Below are 14,508 nucleotides of genomic sequence, written 5' to 3'. Positions count from 1 at the left end.
GAACCCCCCGAACGATGACGCACGAGAGGGAAACCTGATGCGGGACGCGTACCACGAGGAACTGGACTCGATCGGCGACGGACTGGTGGAGATGGCCCGGCTGGTCGGGTCGGCGATCGGGCGCGCCACGACCGCCATCCTCGACTCCGACCTGAAGCTGGCCGAGAGCGTGATCGAGGCCGACCAGAAGGTCGACGAACTCCAGCACGACCTGGAGGCCCGGGCGATAGCCCTGCTGGCCCGCCAGCAGCCGGTGGCGACGGATCTGCGGATAGTCGTCACCTCGCTGCGCATGTCCGCCGACCTGGAGCGCTCCGGCGACCTCGCCCAGCACGTGGCGAAGCTGGCCCGGCTGCGCTTCCCGGCGCGCGCGGTCCCGCAGGACCTGCACGCCACCATCCTGGAGATGGGCCAGCTCGCCCAGCGCCTGATGGCGAAGGCCGCCGAGGTGATCATCACGAAGGACGTCGACCTCGCGCTCCAGCTGGAGCAGGACGACGACGAGATGGACCAGCTGCACCGCACCCTCTTCCAGCACCTGATCGACGAGCGCTGGAAGCACGGCATCGAGACGGCCGTGGACGTCACCCTGCTGGGCCGGTACTACGAGCGGTACGCCGACCACGCCGTGGCCGTCGCCAAGCGCGTGGTCTACCTGGTCACCGGTGAGCACGCGGACGAGCTGCAGCAGGACATCCAGCCGGTGACCGGGGTCGAGGGCGCGTAACCCGTCCGGGGGAGCCAGGGGCTTTCGGCCGGGCGCCTCCGTGCGCCGTTGATGCGCCCGGCAGAACGGGCATGAAATGGGCGAGGGCAGCCCTGCCCAGCGTCTAGGAGGGACCATGGCCGAATCCCCCGGCACCACGCCCGACCCCACGCAGGAGCGCGACACCGAGCAGCCCGCCGAGACCAGGAGCCTTCCGCTGTTCGGCGCCTGTGGCTGCGGCTCGGGATGCAGCTGCGGGTGCCAGTCGGGCAACCCCTGCCAGTGCGGCTGATCGACGACCGGGGGCCGGTGCGGAAGAGTTCCGCACCGGCCCTTCGCCGTACCCGGGCGTACCCGGTTCCGTACCGGGGGCCCTACCCGATGCCGTAACGGGTGGCGCACCGACGCGCACCGGATGCCTGTCCCGGGTGGCGCACCGACGCGCACCGGATGCCTGTCCCGGGTGGCGGGCGCAGCATGGACGTGTGCAGTGGGAAGGGGAAGGAGGTGTTGAGGCCATGCCGAAGTTCATGGACGTACACCGCGGGATGAAGGGCCTCACGGCCGATCAGCTGATGGAGGCGCACCGGGCCGACCTCGCCATCGAGAAGGACGAGAACGTGCACTTCGAGCACGCGTGGGCCGATCCCGAGTCCGGCATCGTCTACTGCCTCTCCGAGGCCCCCTCGGCAGACGCCGTCCAGCGCATCCACGAACGCGCGGGACACCGCGCCGACGAGGTGCACCAGGTGACGCTGGAGGCCTGAGCGCACCGGCTCCGGACGCCCGCGCGCCACTGCGCTCTCCCCTGGACGCCTGCGCCCGCCGGCACAGCGCGCCCCTCTGGGCGCCCGTGCGCGCCGGTGCAGTTTCGCCGGCGCGCTGTGCATCGTGGTCGTCCCGTCGAAGAACGGCGCGGTTTCGCCGGCGCGCTGTGCATCGTGGTCGTCCCGTCGAAGAACGGCGCAGTTTCGCCGGCGCGCTGTGCATCGTGGTCGTCCCGTCGAAGAACGGCGCGGTGACGACGCCGTCTACGACGACCCGAACGCGCTTGCGGGCGGCCTCGCCGCGGGCCGTGTGCCTCACCGGTCTCCCGCCCCTCCTCCCCCGACGGAGCTTCCTAGGCTCCGTCGGGGAGGACGCCCGGATCACCGCCGTGCCCCTCCGGGCGGAAGCTCAGCCGGCGGGCGAGGACCTCCCGGGCCACCTGGCTGACGGTCCGGCCGTGCGAGTACGCCCGGGCCCGGAGCCGGTCCAGGGCCTGCTCGGGATCCACGTCCAGCTGCACCATCACCATGCCGACCGCCTGGTAGACCTCGGTGTGGTCGGCCTCGGAAGCCGCCACCCAGAACGCCACCTCGTTCTCCGCGTCCTCATCGGTACGCCCGTGCTCGGCGGCCTGGAGTTCCATCAGCGAGCAGGTGATCGCGTCCCGCACCCACTGCGCGGTCCGCAGGTCCGGCTCGGCCAGCCCGCCCACCTCTTCGCTGTACAGGTCGAGGGTGCCGATCGCGGCGCCGTTGACGCCGAGCGGCAACGAGAACACGGCGCGGACACCGAGCCCCACCGCCTCGTGCGCGAAGATCGGCCAGCGGCGGGCGTCGGGGCCGCGGGTGAGGTCGGCCGCGATGACGGGGGCGCCGTGGTCGAGAGCGGTCTGGCAGGGGCCGTCACCCACGGTGTACTGCAGCTCCGCGAGTCTCGCGGCCACCCGGTCGCTGGCGCACCAGATGACCCGGACGCCCTTGCCGCCGGAGATGGAGACCGAGGAGCCGGCGACCGGCAGCAGCCGCACGCATGCCTGGCACAGCGCACCGGGGACCGCTCGCGGACCCTCGGCACCGCGGGCGGCGGAGGCGAGCGCCTCGGTGGCCCGCAGACGCGTCTCGGCGTCCGGCGACCCGCCACGGCCGGCCGACGCCCCGAACTCCTCGGGTCGCATCCGCACCACCCCCGCGGCACACGCTCATCCGACTTGGTCCACCAGTGTCCCGCCGGCCCCCGGCCCGCCCGGACAGCACAGCCCCGTTCCGCCTACCGAGTTCCCCGTGCGGGGAAAGTACGCGACCGAAACGAACGGTTGCCCCGCCGCCCTCACGACTCCGCCGCCGGCCGGCCGGGCGGGCTCACCAACGCGGTTGCGGACTCGCTCATCGCCCTCGCGCACCAGGTCACCGGCGTCGGGGACTCGATCGCTGACGGCTCGGGAGGTGGCTCGGTCACCGGCGTACTTCGGTCTTGTCTTTTCGACCGATGGTCCCGGAGCGTTCTCGGAGCATCACTGTCCGACGGTGATGGCCCAGCGCACACCGGAGGACGCCGTCACGCTCACCGTTCCTCGGGGCCGGGGGTGCCCCACCTCCACCTGGTTATGGACGCTGCTGACCTCCCCGGCGGCGCAGGTCATCGGGAAGTTCAGCCCGACGGGCTCGACCCGGACCGTCAGCTTTCCCGCACCCCGGCAGTCCACCAGAACCGACAACGCCCCGGCCTTCAGCCCGCCCTCGATGTCCATCTCCCGATTTCCGCCGACGTTCACCGCCTCGGCGACGACCTTTCCGCCTGGCAGGGCCGGAGCGGCGGCCATGGAGTCACCGGAGATGTGCGCTGCGTGAGGGGCCACCGACGAGGAGGGGGATGACGGTGAGGATGCGGCTGACGGTGAGGAGGAGGATGACGGTGAGGAGGAGGACGACGTGCGGTCGGCGTGCCCTGAACCGGTGGTGTACTCGCTGTGACTGCCGTGACTGCTGTGGCTGTTGTGGCTCCCGTGTCTGTCGTGGCTGCTGTGGCTGCTGTGGCTGCCTTGACCGCCGCAGCCGGCGGCGAGCGCGGTGAACGCGGCGACAGCCATGAGCGTCGCAGCGGCCCTGACATGCCGACCCACGCCGTTGGGGCCGGTTCCTCGGCGGTAGGGGTGACCTTGCTCGGCAGGAATCGGCTCCGGTGACATCTTCCTCAGGCTCACTACGGGGACGGTCGGACACGGTGACCGTAGGGCGGGGCCGCGCCGGAGGCGACGCTTCCGCGGATGTCCTGAGCAAGAACTGAGGTCGGCACCGAAGGCGTCGCTCGTCACGGCAGTGCCCCCCTTCGAAGGGGGAGCGCTCAGTCCCCCGGTCCGACGGTCAGGTCGCCGTTCGTCGTCGACAGGTCCAGGCGGTACTTGCCCGACGGGTCGTCCTTGAAGGCCACTTCCTTGTCGCCTTGGGAGTCGTCCGCTGAGATGCGGTCAGTCGCGGGCGGGGCCGTCACCGTGAGGTTGCCGTTGGTCGTGCGGGCCTTGATGTTCTGCGGGGCGGCCGTGTCGATCGTCATCTCCCCGTTCGAGGTCCGGGCGTCGATGGCGCCGCCTCGGGCGTCCTCGACGGTGACGTCACCGTTGGACGTGCGTAGCTTCACGGGACCCGTCACCACCACTGTCGCAAGGACGCGCGTCCGCGGGCGCTGCATGGGGTTCCCCCTGGTGGAGCGAGTTGGAGCGACGATCAGTCACTTCGACCATACGCAGCCACAGTCCGGCCCACGATGGGGAAAACCCCGGACCAGGAGGGGGGATCCCCTGAGTGCCGGACGTGCATCGCGGGTCGGCCGGACCGATGGGGCGGCCGGAGGCTTCTGGCAGCATGGATCTGTGAACATCGCGCATGACTCCGAGGACCCGCTCCAGCTGCTCATGGGCTTGGAGGTCAGCGCCGTGTCCTTCGTGCGCGACTACGTCGAGCTGCACTTCGACGGACCGGTTCTGCGGGCTTTGAGCGACCCCTTGGGGGTGTACGGGGGCCGCGCGTGGCGCTTTCCCGCACCGGGGTCGCTGGAGTTCATGCGCTGCTACATCGGCAAGACCGTCGACGGCCATGAACTGGTCCCGAATCGGACTCTCGCGCTGCACTTCGAGGAGCACCGCTTCGTCGTCCCGCTGGACTCCGCTTCAAGCGGGGGCCCCGAATCGGCCCACCTGGTCGGCGTCGACGAGAGCGGCCGGACTTCCGTCCGCGGCGGGATGTGGATCTGGTAGCGAGTGTCAACGCCCACTGCAATTGACCCCCGACCGCTCCCGGAAATCCGACCCCGGTGTGGTTGTCAGCGAGCGCCCTGGCTGTGGGCGGGGCTGTCAGCGGTGGATGCCAGAATCGCGGCAGTTGCTGTCCGCCCCGGAGGCTGACGGGGTCCCGCGCGGACTTTGACCAGCAATTCTCCGAGGCCTCAAACCGAGGCCCCTAACGGACGCTACTAACCGAAGTCTCTAACCCGATGCTCCTAAACCGATGTTCCTAACCCGAAGCTCTTAACCCGAAGCTCTTAACCCGAAGTTCTTAACTGGAACTCCTAACGGACGTTCCTAACGGACGTCCCTAACGGACGTTGTAAGCCGGGTAGGAAAAGAGTTGGGAACCGAAGTCGCAACCTGCTGGGATACCTGGTGACTTGGCGGGCACGGCTTCCGAAGGGCTCCGCAACCACCCGCCCCCGGGAGTCCTACGGCGTTGCGTAATCCCTTTTCGGTGTGCATTGTGATCTCGCCGGGGCGTTCAACTGCACATTTGTGGTGCATGCATTGGGCGGCTAAGGTCCGTCATGCCGTCATGCGAAAGCAAGAAGGGCCGCTCACTGGCATGGGCGACCCCTCACCCCGTCGGCACACATTCTTCCGCTCTTACAGGAGGACACATGCAACCAACGGAGAAAGCCATGGTGCCACGCCCCGGGCTGCGGATCGACCTCGTCCCACGTGAATTGCACCTCGGAATCATCGGCATCGCAGGGGCGACGCTCGCCATGCGCGTGGGCGCCGACCTGCTCACCGTCCTCCCGCCGGCCTTCCTGGTCTCGGTCCGCGTGAGGGTCCGCCGTATCCAGGCGTGACGGGCCCGCCCAGGACGGGCCGGGGAGAGGATGCGACGCTGGAGTGAGGGGCCCGCGAGTGGAGGTCCGAGTGCGTCTCATCCGGTCCGGGGCCCTCTTACGGCGTGGCACCGGCCCACCGGGACCAGGACCGCGCGACCGATCCGGAAGGCAGGTGCTCCCATGCGCACGTCGACCCGTATCGCCGGTGCCCTCACCGGCCTGACCCTCACCCTCAGCGGTGCGGTCATCGCCGCTCCCACGGCCCGGGCGGACATCCCCGCCTGCACGAAGATGGCCGAACTGGCCGGTGCCACCGCTTCCGACGCCGTCACAGCGGCCTGCAGCCGTGGCGTGGTCGGGGACCTGCAGGGTTGTGTGACCGGGCTGACCGGGGCCGGAGTGGCGGGCGGTGCCGCGACCGGTGCCTGCCGGGCGGCGGCCGGCGAACCGCGTTAGAGGACCGCGCCCGGGCAGTCGCCCGGCACGGCGCCCAGCCTCGCCTCGCCTCGCCTCGCGAGCCTCATGCGCAACGCCCATGCTGAGTAAGAGGGCGCCGTCGTCCTGAGACTTGTCCTTCCCGAAGGCCGAACGAAGGCGCCTGAGAGGAGGAGGAAGTCATGCGCATGCGAAGAATCCTGGGCCTCGCCCTGGCCGCGGCAACCCTGGCCGGCGTGAGCGCCGTCGGCACTGTCAGCGCCGGGGCCGCCTCGTCTCCGAACATCTCCAGAGACGACTGCACGGCCGCCGGCGGACAGATCGTTGCACGCCCCTACGCCGGCGAAACCTGCGCGCTGCCGGACGGGACCTCGCAGGCGATCACCTGACCGGTCCGTGCACGGCTGGGCAGCCGGTCCGGCCGGTGCACCCGACGCGGTGGACCCTCTCGCCTCCGCGGCCCTCTCGCCCCCGCGGCCCTCTCGACGGTGGACGCCGACCCGCGGCCCTCTCGACGGTGGACGCCGACCCGCGGTCCGTCTCGAAGCCGAGGCCCTCACCGCTTCGAGACTGCGTGCCGTCCTGAACACCACGCTCGCCGCCGTCCTGAACGGCCTCGGCCATGTCGTCACACAGTGACCGGCGAGGTCGTTCGCATCTCCCGGCTGTATTGACTCGGATCTCCCGGCTGCGCTTGATCGCGATCCCGCTCCAGCCCGGCTGAGCCAAGGCCGGCACCGCCGGCCGGCACGCGGTCCACGGCCCTCTCCGGGGACCTACCAGACGGCGCCATAACAGCACGACCAAGGAGCCGACCGGCACGTTGCACCCGCCGGCCGGCTCCGCCGTGCTCCTCGACGGCCCCGGGGTGACTCCGTCCTTCGGCCATCGGACGACTCCGTCCTTCGGCCGTCGGACGACTCCGCCGCTCGGCCCATCAGACGACTCCGCCGCTCGGCCCATCAGACGACTCCGTCGTTCGGCCCATCAAGGGCACCGGCTGCAACGCCGAAAAGGACCAAGCGGAGTCGCCCCACCCCTCGCGTTCCGGTATGCCTCCGCGCCCCAGGCCGCCCCGAGACGGCGGTCCCGTACCCCGGCCGACAGGCCCGGAGGAGATCCCGCATGCGCGTCTTCCTGCCCCTGACCGCCGTCACCACCGCCGCGCTCCTGCTCGTCACGGTCACCGGCACGACTCCCGCCGCGGCCGTACGGGACCCCGAGGGCACACCACTGGTCAAGGTGTCCCACGGCGACCCGTACGCGAACTGCACCATCGGAGCGAGGTCCCCCGACAGCGTCGTCTACCCGGCCACCGAGGTCGAGCCGTACCTGTCCGTCGATCCGCGCGACCCCAAGCGCGTGGTCACCGTGTTCCAGCAGGACCGCTGGAACGACGGCGGTGCCCGGGGCCTGGCGGCCGGCTGGACCACGGACGGCCGCACCTTCCACCGGAGCACGCTGCCGTTCAGCCTGTGCGCCCCCGGCGGCGCGGACTACGAACGGGCCTCCGACCCCTGGGTCAGCACCGGACCGGACGGCACGGTCTACGCCGGCGGGGAGGGCATCGACTTCACGAAGAGCACGCGCAGCGCCCTCCTCGCAGTCACGTCCCGCGACGGCGGCCGCACTTGGCAGAACCTCACCACCACGCACGTCGACGAGCAGCCGTTCTTCAACGACAAGCCCACACTCACCGCCGACCCGATCCGCAAGGGAACCGCCTACCAGGTCTGGAACCGCCTCGACAACGACCCGCCCGGCCCCGGCTCCCTCGACGGCCCCGGCTACATCTCCCTCACCCGCGACGGCGGACGCACCTGGAGCAAGGCCCGCCCGTTCGTCGAGACCAGCGCCGTGCCCAACACCCAGACGATCGGCCATCTGATCGTCGTCGACCGGTGCACCGGCACCCTGTACGACTTCTTCGACCGGATCACCTACGCCGACGACCTGAGCACCGTCACCGAAGCCCGCTACGAAGTGGTCACCTCGACCGACGCCGGAGAGACCTGGAGCGCCCCGGTCACGGTGGCCCGGGACACCTCCGTACCGGAGGTCGACCCGAACGATCCCACCAAACTGCTGCGCGACGGGACCACACTGCCGAGCCCGGCCGTCGACCCCGAGACAGGCACGCTGTACATGGCCTACGAGGGCTCGGACTTCTCCGGTGGAAAGTTCGACTCCGTCCAGCTCGTGCGGTCCACCGACGGCGGACGCACCTGGGGACCCCCGGAGCTGATCAGCCCCAAGGGCGTTCCGGCCTTCTCACCGTCGATCGCGGTCACCGAGCGGGGCACGGTCGCGCTCACGTACTACGACCTGCGCTTCCTCGAGCCCGGCAACACCACCACCCTGCCCACCGCCTACCAGCTGGCCACGCTGCGGCACGGAAACCCGAAGCTCCGGACCGAACGACGGATCTCGCGGGTCTTCGACTGGCTGCAGGCACCGTTCGCCGGGGGCTACTTCCTCGGCGATTACCAGGGCCTGGTGGCAGACGGCAAGGGAGTACGGGCGGTGCTCACCGAGACCAACTCCGGCACACCCCAGAACCGTACGGACGTCTACACCGGCACTCTCCACACCGGCTGACCGACGCGGACGCCGTCGGCCGGCCCGACCGCCGACGGCTGCAGGCAGGCCTCGGGCAGGCCTCGGTCCCGCCTCGTGACCGACGGCAATTTTTCACCCGAATGGCGCAACCTGACGTGCCACCCACATGGGTGAAGATCAGGCTGGCTAGTGCCCCCACCGAGGCAATCCGTGAAAGGGGAACCACATGCGCATTCGACGAACCCTCGCCGCCGTCATCACCACGGCAGCCCTCGCCGGACTCGGCCTCACAGGCGCCGCCACCGCCTCCGCCACCGCACAGGGCGCCCCGTCCTACGTCACCCCGTCCCAGTGCAAGCAGGGCGGCGGAACGCCCGCGATCAACGAGTCGGGCAACTACTGCAAGGGCGGCACGTACGACGGGGAGCAGGTCGACTAAAACCCACAAGGCGCCCCGCGGCGACGCGCCGCGGGGCGCTCCCGAACGAGGTCCCAGGCCGTGAAAATGCCCCCGATCCGGACCGAAAGCACAGATCAGGGGCATGATCACGAAGGCTACTTCTTCTTGCCCTGGTTCTTGACCGCCTCGATCGCCGCTGCGGCCGCCTCGGGGTCGAGGTACTTGCCGCCGGGGGTGACCGGCTTGAAGTCGGCGTCCAGCTCGTAGTAGAGCGGGATGCCCGTCGGGATGTTCAGGCCCGCGATGTCCGCGTCGGAGATGCCGTCGAGGTGCTTGACCAGGGCACGCAGGCTGTTGCCGTGGGCTGCGACCAGGACCGTGCGGCCGGTCAGGAGGTCGGGGACGATGGCGTCGTACCAGTACGGGAGCATGCGGAAGACGACGTCCTTCAGGCACTCCGTCTTCGGGCGCAGCTCCGGCGGGATCGTCGCGTAGCGCGCGTCGTGGGCCTGCGAGAACTCCGAGTCGTCCGACAGCGGGGGCGGCGGGGTGTCGTACGAGCGGCGCCAGAGCATGAACTGCTCCTCGCCGAACTCCGCGAGCGTCGCCGCCTTGTCCTTGCCCTGCAGGGCACCGTAGTGGCGCTCGTTCAGGCGCCAGGAGCGGTGGACCGGGATCCAGTGGCGGTCCGCGGACTCCAGCGCGAGCTGGGCGGTGCGGATCGCACGCTTCTGGAGGGACGTGTGGACCACGTCGGGAAGGAGATCGGCGTCCTTCAGAAGCTCGCCACCGCGGACTGCCTCCTTCTCGCCCTTCTCGTTCAGGTTCACGTCCACCCAGCCGGTGAACAGGTTCTTCGCGTTCCACTCGCTCTCGCCGTGGCGGAGGAGGATCAGCTTGTACGGTGCGTCGGCCATGGCTTCGAGCCTACCTAAGGGCCTACGGGGCCGTGCCGGGCGCTCGGGTCGTGGGACAGCCGCACCCACCCACAGCCGTTCACTTGACGTGTCCTGTTAATCCAGTGGCGGCGTCGGACACCACCTCGGTAAGTTGTGCCCTCCATTAGGGCCACTTACAGTCGCGGGGGATTCTCGATGTCGTCAGCCGGTGTGAGACGCGCCGTCCGGGAGTCCGTCTCCGGTCTCCCCCGCGAGTTCTGGTGGCTGTGGACCAGCACGCTGGTCAACCGGCTCGGCGCCTTCGTGGCCACGTTCATGGCCCTCTACCTCACGCTCGACCGCGGTTACTCCGCCTCGTACGCCGGTCTCGTCGCCTCCGTGCACGGGCTCGGCGGGGTCGTCTCCGCGCTGGCCGGCGGGGTGATGGCCGACCGGTTCGGCAGGCGGCCGACCCTGCTCCTCGCCCAGACCGCCACGGCCGCCTCCGTCGCCCTGCTCGGCTTCATGACCGACCCGGTCGCCATCGCCGCCGTCGCCTTCCTCGTCGGCATGGCCTCCAACGCCTCCCGGCCGGCGGTGCAGGCGATGATGGCCGACATCGTCCGCCCTGAGGACCGGGTACGCGCCTTCTCGCTCAACTACTGGGCCATCAACCTCGGCTTCGCGGTCTCCTCCACGGCCGCCGGTTTCATCGCCGAGGTCAGCTACCGCGCCGGCTTCCTGATCGAGGCGGGGATGACCCTGGCCTGCGCGATCGTCGTCTTCGCCAAGCTGCCCGAGTCCCGTCCCACGGCCCCGGCCAAGCAGACGGAGGCCGACGTCAGCCTCGTCACCGTGCTGCGCGACGGCCGCTACATGGCCGTCGTCGGGCTCTCCTTCCTCGTCGCCCTGATCTTCCAGCAGGGCTCGGTCGGACTGCCGGTGGCCATGGGCCGGGCCGGTTTCTCGCCCGCCGACTACGGCCTGATCATCGCCGTCAACGGCGTCCTGATCGTGGCCCTGCAGATCCCTGTCACACGGTTCGTCGAGCACCGCGACCCGCGCACCCTGATGGTCGTCTCCTCGCTGGTCGCCGGGTACGGGTTCGGGCTCACCGCCTTCGCCGGCTCCGTCGGCGTCTTCATGGTCACCGTGTGCGTGTGGACCCTGGCCGAGATCGTCAACGCCCCCACCCAGGCCGGCCTCGTCGTCCGTCTCTCCCCGGTCCACGGCCGCGGGCGCTACCAGGGCATGCACAGCCTCTCCTGGTCCGTCGCCGCGCTGATCGCCCCGCTGATGTCCGGCGCGGTCATCGACCGGTTCGGCGCGGAGTGGCTGTGGGGCATGTGCGCGGCGGTGGGCACGGTCGCCGGGGCCGGCTACCTGGTGCTCATGCGGCACCTGCCCCAGGAGAGCCCCGCACCGGCGCCGGCGACCACATCAGCGCCGGCACCGGCACCGTCCGCAGTCGCAGCCGCAGCGGCCCCAGCGGGCGCCGAGGCCGGCACCGGGAACCAGGGGGCAGGTGCGCGAGTAGCCTGAGGAGGTCCGGTCGGATCGGAGCACGGGCGGCCAGAGGCGGTCCCGTCAGGCGGTGCCGGCGCCCACCGGACGCAGTGACGCGGCTCACATCCAGCCGTGTCACATATCGGCGGGCCCGGCCGTCAATGAGGTGGAAGCAGCGGCAACCAGACAGGAGCCGGAACCATGGACGCTCGGATGAACCTCCTCACCAACCCCCTCACCGGCAAGCTCTTCAAGCACTTCAACGCCGCCGGCAAGGTGATCGCGGACTCCACCCTGCCGGCCGCCACGCAGGAGCTGGTGAAGATCCGCGCCAGCCAGATCAACGGGTGCGCGTTCTGCACCGACATGCACACCAAGGACGCCACGGCGGCCGGCGAGAGCGTCACGCGACTGCACCTGGTCGCGGCCTGGCGCGAGGCCACGGTGTTCACCGAGGCCGAGCGGGCCGCCCTGGAGCTGGCCGAGCAGGGCACCCGGATCGCCGACGCGGCCGGCGGGGTCACCGACGAGGCGTGGGCGAACGCCGCCAAGCACTACGACGAGGAGCAGCTCGCCGCCCTGATCGCCCTCATCGCGCTGATCAACGCCTACAACCGCGCGAACGTCATCGTGCAGCAGCCCGCCGGCGACTACGTGCCCGGCATGTTCGGCTGAGCCGCGGACACCCGGTCAGACGGTCTCACGGGTGCATCCGGGCACCCTTGAGGACCTTGTCCACGCCGTTCCGCGGGCCGTACACCGCCAGCCCCACCAGGTCCAGCTCGGCCGTCGGGACGGCCCGGACCGCCGCGCGGTTGTCGCGGTCGTTGCCCGTGGCGAACAGGTCCGCGGTGAACACCGCGCACGGCAGGGCACGGCTCAGTGCCCTGCCGTGGGCCGCCTTCAGGGTCTCCTTGGTGCCCTCGAAGACCAGCACCGGCTGCCGGAACATCGGGAGGTAGCCCACCCCGTCCGCATCCTCGTAGGGCTCGCCGGTCACCTCGGGGAGCCGTGCGCCCAGGCCGCTGACCAGGAACGCGGTGACGTTCAGACGCTGCCAGGGCTCCAGGTCCTCGCGCAGCAGGACGGCGATCTTCGTGTCGAAGCGGATGGGCTCGGGGCTCGTGGACTCGTTCATGCGGTGAGACTGCCGACCGGCGCCCGGCCGCGTCTTGTACGTTCTTCGCATGGCCGCCGGTCGGGAAGTCAGCGCGTGGCGCCCGCGGATCCCGGGCGTCACGGAGGTCTTCCACGCCCGGTTCACGGAGTACGCCTACCCGATGCACGTCCACGACGCCTGGACCCTGCTGATCGTGGACGCCGGGGCGGTGCGGTACGACCTGGACCGGCAGGAGCACGGCACCCCGCGGGACACCGTGTCGCTGCTGCCGCCGCACGTCCCGCACAACGGCTCCCCGGCCGCCCCGGGCGGTTTCCGCAAGCGGGTCGTCTATCTGGACGGCAGCCGGCTCGGCGAGGAGTTCATCGGGCCGGCCGTGGACTCGCCCGATCTCCGGGATCCGGTGCTCCGGCTGCGCGTAGGACAGCTGCACTCCGCTCTCGCCCGGCCAGGTGACGAGCTGGAGGCGGAGAGCAGGCTGACCCTCGTCACCGAGCGGCTCCACGGCCATCTGCGGAGACGCACGGAACCACCGCGCCGGTGCCCCGACCCCGTACTCGCCCGCAGGCTGCGGGAGTTGCTCGACGCCCGGGTGGTCGACGGCGTCTCGCTGGCGGAGGCCGGCCGGCTGCTGCACGCCCATCCCGCCCATCTGGTACGGGCGTTCAGCGGCGCGTACGGCATCGCCCCGCACCAGTACCTGACGTCCCGCCGGGTCGGACGCGCCCGGCGGCTGCTGCTGGACGGACTGCCACCGGGCGAGGTGGCGGCGGCGACCGGGTTCTGCGACCAGGCCCATCTCACCCGGCACTTCAAGAAGCTGGTCGGCATCACCCCGGGGCGCTACCGGAACAGGTCCCGCTGAGCCTCGTACAGGTTGCGCGGGCGCACGGTGTCCGTGGTGCCGTACAGCTCCAGGCGGGAGTGCGGGTCGCCGGGGAAGTCGGGGACGTCGGTCTGGTCGAACTCCGTCACCGTGTTCAGGCCCACGGTCGCCGAGTACGGGGCCAGTCCGTCGATCTTCATCAGGCCGGCCCGGCCGTTGGTGACCCGGATGTTCCAGTGGGTGAAGCGGGCGCCGAACAGCGGTCCCGCGCTGGCGTCGCCGCCGTGCCGGCCGTTGTTGTTCACGGTGATGTCGGTGCGCACGTTCGCGAAGGGCAGGCCGCGGTGGCTGTCGAAGGTGCCCATCTGCATCTCGCCGCGCGACCAGACGTTGTAGGAGGACAGGCCTTCGACGTTGATGCCGTGCAGTTGGGTGCCGGCGGCCGCGGGGACGGTGCGCTGTTCGATCGTGAAGTCCTCGATCAGGTTGTCGTGGGAGCCCTCGCGGCAGAAGTACGGGTGGTGTGAGCCGCGCCCGGCGACCCTGGTGCGGCGCAGGGTGCAGGCGGAGGCGGCGACCAGGCCGAAGCCGTTGTCGACGTGCCGGACGGTGACGTCGTCCACCCAGCAGTCGTAGGCGCACTGCAGGACGGCCCCGTTGTGGCCCTTGTCGAGCAGGTGCGGGGCCTGCGGGGTCTGCACCGCCTCCAGGGTGAGGCCCTCGACGCCCGATCCGGCGGGCGCCGAACGGACTTGTCGCCGCCGTAGCGAGAGCCGTACACGCCGATCAGTTCGGTGAGGTTCTTCGTCGCGTACAGGGTGGTACGGCCGCTGCCGGCGCCGCGCAGGACGACGTTCGGGTCGCCGACGCGGATGACGTCGTCGATGCGGTAGGTGCCGGGCGGGATGACGACCGTGCCACCGCCGGCCCTTCCGGCGGCGGCGATGGCACGGTTGACCGCGGGGGCGCAGTCCGTGGTGCCGTCGGCCACGGCGCCGTACGCGGTGACGTCGGCGACGGTACGGGGGCGGGGGAAGCGGGTGGTGCCGGCCCGCAGTCCCGCCCGGCCGATGAACGGGAGCTGCGGGTGGGTGAAGGGGGTGCGGGTGAACTCCCGCCAGAGGGCGGGCGGTTCGGCGGCACGGGCGGGGCCGGTCGCGGCGCCCAGGGCCACCGCGGTGGCCCCCGCCAGGAGGGTCCGTCTGCTGAGGTGCGCGTTGCTCATGTCCA

17 protein-coding genes and 1 pseudogene are annotated in these 14,508 nt (G+C 70.8%); 12 read left to right on the top strand and 6 right to left on the bottom strand.

Features of this window, described 5'->3' with window-relative positions:
* Positions 1–37: 37 nt before the first annotated feature.
* From phoU to JK359_RS07410, 3 genes are all read left to right on the top strand, one after another.
* Positions 38–727, top strand: coding sequence for a phosphate signaling complex protein PhoU (gene phoU / locus JK359_RS07420; protein WP_201833053.1), 690 nt, complete (start codon positions 38–40; stop codon positions 725–727).
* A 115-nt stretch (positions 728–842) separates the two neighbouring features.
* Positions 843–998: a hypothetical protein gene (locus JK359_RS07415; protein WP_201833051.1), complete on the top strand. Its 156-nt coding sequence runs from the start codon at positions 843–845 to the stop codon at positions 996–998.
* A gap of 226 nt (positions 999–1,224) precedes the next feature.
* Positions 1,225–1,473, top strand: a complete 249-nt coding sequence (locus JK359_RS07410; protein WP_201833049.1) for an SCO4226 family nickel-binding protein — start codon at positions 1,225–1,227, stop codon at positions 1,471–1,473.
* 353 nt (positions 1,474–1,826) lie between these two features.
* On the opposite strand, the gene JK359_RS39800 is transcribed toward JK359_RS07410, so the two are convergent.
* The 3 genes from JK359_RS39800 to JK359_RS07395 all read right to left on the bottom strand — a co-directional run bounded on the left by JK359_RS39800 (position 1,827) and on the right by JK359_RS07395 (position 4,159).
* Positions 1,827–2,648 carry a GAF and ANTAR domain-containing protein gene (locus JK359_RS39800; RefSeq protein ID WP_201833040.1) on the bottom strand — a complete coding sequence of 274 codons (822 nt, stop codon included), beginning with the start codon at positions 2,646–2,648 and terminating at the stop codon, positions 1,827–1,829.
* Between the two features lie 336 nt (positions 2,649–2,984).
* Positions 2,985–3,293, bottom strand: a complete 309-nt coding sequence (locus JK359_RS07400; RefSeq protein WP_236677460.1) for a hypothetical protein — start codon at positions 3,291–3,293, stop codon at positions 2,985–2,987.
* Positions 3,294–3,814: 521 nt separating this feature from the next.
* Positions 3,815–4,159 carry a DUF4097 family beta strand repeat-containing protein gene (locus JK359_RS07395; RefSeq protein ID WP_236677459.1) on the bottom strand — a complete coding sequence of 115 codons (345 nt, stop codon included), beginning with the start codon at positions 4,157–4,159 and terminating at the stop codon, positions 3,815–3,817.
* Positions 4,160–4,340: 181 nt separating this feature from the next.
* Here JK359_RS07395 and JK359_RS07390 point away from each other — a divergent pair, with 181 nt between their 5' ends.
* The 6 genes from JK359_RS07390 to JK359_RS07365 all read left to right on the top strand — a co-directional run bounded on the left by JK359_RS07390 (position 4,341) and on the right by JK359_RS07365 (position 8,987).
* Positions 4,341–4,724 (top strand): hypothetical protein, encoded by a 384-nt coding sequence (locus JK359_RS07390; protein ID WP_201833037.1) that lies wholly within the window; start codon positions 4,341–4,343, stop codon positions 4,722–4,724.
* Positions 4,725–5,377: 653 nt separating this feature from the next.
* Positions 5,378–5,572 (top strand): hypothetical protein, encoded by a 195-nt coding sequence (locus JK359_RS07385; RefSeq protein ID WP_201833035.1) that lies wholly within the window; start codon positions 5,378–5,380, stop codon positions 5,570–5,572.
* Positions 5,573–5,734: 162 nt separating this feature from the next.
* Positions 5,735–6,010 (top strand): hypothetical protein, encoded by a 276-nt coding sequence (locus JK359_RS07380; RefSeq protein ID WP_201833033.1) that lies wholly within the window; start codon positions 5,735–5,737, stop codon positions 6,008–6,010.
* A 161-nt stretch (positions 6,011–6,171) separates the two neighbouring features.
* Complete coding sequence (locus tag JK359_RS07375; protein ID WP_201833031.1) at positions 6,172–6,378, top strand: hypothetical protein; 207 nt, start codon at positions 6,172–6,174, stop codon at positions 6,376–6,378.
* Positions 6,379–7,114: 736 nt separating this feature from the next.
* Positions 7,115–8,587: a sialidase family protein gene (locus tag JK359_RS07370; protein ID WP_201833029.1), complete on the top strand. Its 1,473-nt coding sequence runs from the start codon at positions 7,115–7,117 to the stop codon at positions 8,585–8,587.
* Between the two features lie 187 nt (positions 8,588–8,774).
* A complete protein-coding gene (locus JK359_RS07365; RefSeq protein WP_201833028.1) occupies positions 8,775–8,987 on the top strand; it encodes a hypothetical protein in 213 nt (70 codons plus the stop codon).
* Between the two features lie 116 nt (positions 8,988–9,103).
* On the opposite strand, the gene JK359_RS07360 is transcribed toward JK359_RS07365, so the two are convergent.
* The gene (locus tag JK359_RS07360) at positions 9,104–9,865 is read right to left on the bottom strand and encodes a phosphoglyceromutase (protein ID WP_201833026.1); all 762 of its coding nucleotides are present in this window, start codon (positions 9,863–9,865) and stop codon (positions 9,104–9,106) included.
* Between the two features lie 177 nt (positions 9,866–10,042).
* Between JK359_RS07360 and JK359_RS07355 the strand changes: the two genes are divergently transcribed.
* Both JK359_RS07355 and JK359_RS07350 read left to right on the top strand, forming a co-directional pair.
* A complete protein-coding gene (locus JK359_RS07355) occupies positions 10,043–11,368 on the top strand; it encodes an MDR family MFS transporter (protein ID WP_201833024.1) in 1,326 nt (441 codons plus the stop codon).
* A 165-nt stretch (positions 11,369–11,533) separates the two neighbouring features.
* Positions 11,534–12,007 (top strand): carboxymuconolactone decarboxylase family protein, encoded by a 474-nt coding sequence (locus tag JK359_RS07350; RefSeq protein ID WP_201833022.1) that lies wholly within the window; start codon positions 11,534–11,536, stop codon positions 12,005–12,007.
* Between the two features lie 25 nt (positions 12,008–12,032).
* Here the strand turns inward: JK359_RS07350 and JK359_RS07345 are convergent, their stop codons facing one another.
* Positions 12,033–12,470: a DUF2000 domain-containing protein gene (locus JK359_RS07345; protein ID WP_236677458.1), complete on the bottom strand. Its 438-nt coding sequence runs from the start codon at positions 12,468–12,470 to the stop codon at positions 12,033–12,035.
* A gap of 49 nt (positions 12,471–12,519) precedes the next feature.
* Between JK359_RS07345 and JK359_RS07340 the strand changes: the two genes are divergently transcribed.
* Positions 12,520–13,317: a helix-turn-helix domain-containing protein gene (locus JK359_RS07340; protein ID WP_201833018.1), complete on the top strand. Its 798-nt coding sequence runs from the start codon at positions 12,520–12,522 to the stop codon at positions 13,315–13,317.
* Here JK359_RS07340 and JK359_RS07335 read toward each other — a convergent pair.
* A pseudogene (locus JK359_RS07335) lies at positions 13,296–14,503 on the bottom strand (glycosyl hydrolase family 28-related protein). The gene JK359_RS07340 and the pseudogene JK359_RS07335 overlap by 22 nt on opposite strands.
* Positions 14,504–14,508: the final 5 nt, after the last annotated feature.

The sequence above is a fragment of the Streptomyces actinomycinicus genome, from assembly GCF_016741775.1.
Lineage (GTDB): Bacteria > Actinomycetota > Actinomycetes > Streptomycetales > Streptomycetaceae > Streptomyces > Streptomyces actinomycinicus.
Note: the sequence above shows the minus strand (reverse complement) of the source record. Positions and strands in the feature narration are given on the sequence as shown.

Bases quoted from the DNA above. Each gene is read 5' to 3' on its own strand.
- phoU (WP_201833053.1), top strand. From the start codon at position 38: ATGCGGGACGCGTACCACGAGGAACTGGACTCGATCGGCGACGGACTG.
- JK359_RS07415 (WP_201833051.1), top strand. From the start codon at position 843: ATGGCCGAATCCCCCGGCACCACGCCCGACCCCACGCAGGAGCGCGAC.
- JK359_RS07410 (WP_201833049.1), top strand. From the start codon at position 1,225: ATGCCGAAGTTCATGGACGTACACCGCGGGATGAAGGGCCTCACGGCC.
- JK359_RS39800 (WP_201833040.1), bottom strand. From the start codon at position 2,648: ATGCGACCCGAGGAGTTCGGGGCGTCGGCCGGCCGTGGCGGGTCGCCG.
- JK359_RS07400 (WP_236677460.1), bottom strand. From the start codon at position 3,293: ATGGCCGCCGCTCCGGCCCTGCCAGGCGGAAAGGTCGTCGCCGAGGCG.
- JK359_RS07395 (WP_236677459.1), bottom strand. From the start codon at position 4,159: ATGCAGCGCCCGCGGACGCGCGTCCTTGCGACAGTGGTGGTGACGGGT.
- JK359_RS07385 (WP_201833035.1), top strand. From the start codon at position 5,378: ATGCAACCAACGGAGAAAGCCATGGTGCCACGCCCCGGGCTGCGGATC.
- JK359_RS07380 (WP_201833033.1), top strand. From the start codon at position 5,735: ATGCGCACGTCGACCCGTATCGCCGGTGCCCTCACCGGCCTGACCCTC.
- JK359_RS07375 (WP_201833031.1), top strand. From the start codon at position 6,172: ATGCGCATGCGAAGAATCCTGGGCCTCGCCCTGGCCGCGGCAACCCTG.
- JK359_RS07370 (WP_201833029.1), top strand. From the start codon at position 7,115: ATGCGCGTCTTCCTGCCCCTGACCGCCGTCACCACCGCCGCGCTCCTG.
- JK359_RS07365 (WP_201833028.1), top strand. From the start codon at position 8,775: ATGCGCATTCGACGAACCCTCGCCGCCGTCATCACCACGGCAGCCCTC.
- JK359_RS07360 (WP_201833026.1), bottom strand. From the start codon at position 9,865: ATGGCCGACGCACCGTACAAGCTGATCCTCCTCCGCCACGGCGAGAGC.
- JK359_RS07355 (WP_201833024.1), top strand. From the start codon at position 10,043: ATGTCGTCAGCCGGTGTGAGACGCGCCGTCCGGGAGTCCGTCTCCGGT.
- JK359_RS07350 (WP_201833022.1), top strand. From the start codon at position 11,534: ATGGACGCTCGGATGAACCTCCTCACCAACCCCCTCACCGGCAAGCTC.
- JK359_RS07345 (WP_236677458.1), bottom strand. From the start codon at position 12,470: ATGAACGAGTCCACGAGCCCCGAGCCCATCCGCTTCGACACGAAGATC.
- JK359_RS07340 (WP_201833018.1), top strand. From the start codon at position 12,520: ATGGCCGCCGGTCGGGAAGTCAGCGCGTGGCGCCCGCGGATCCCGGGC.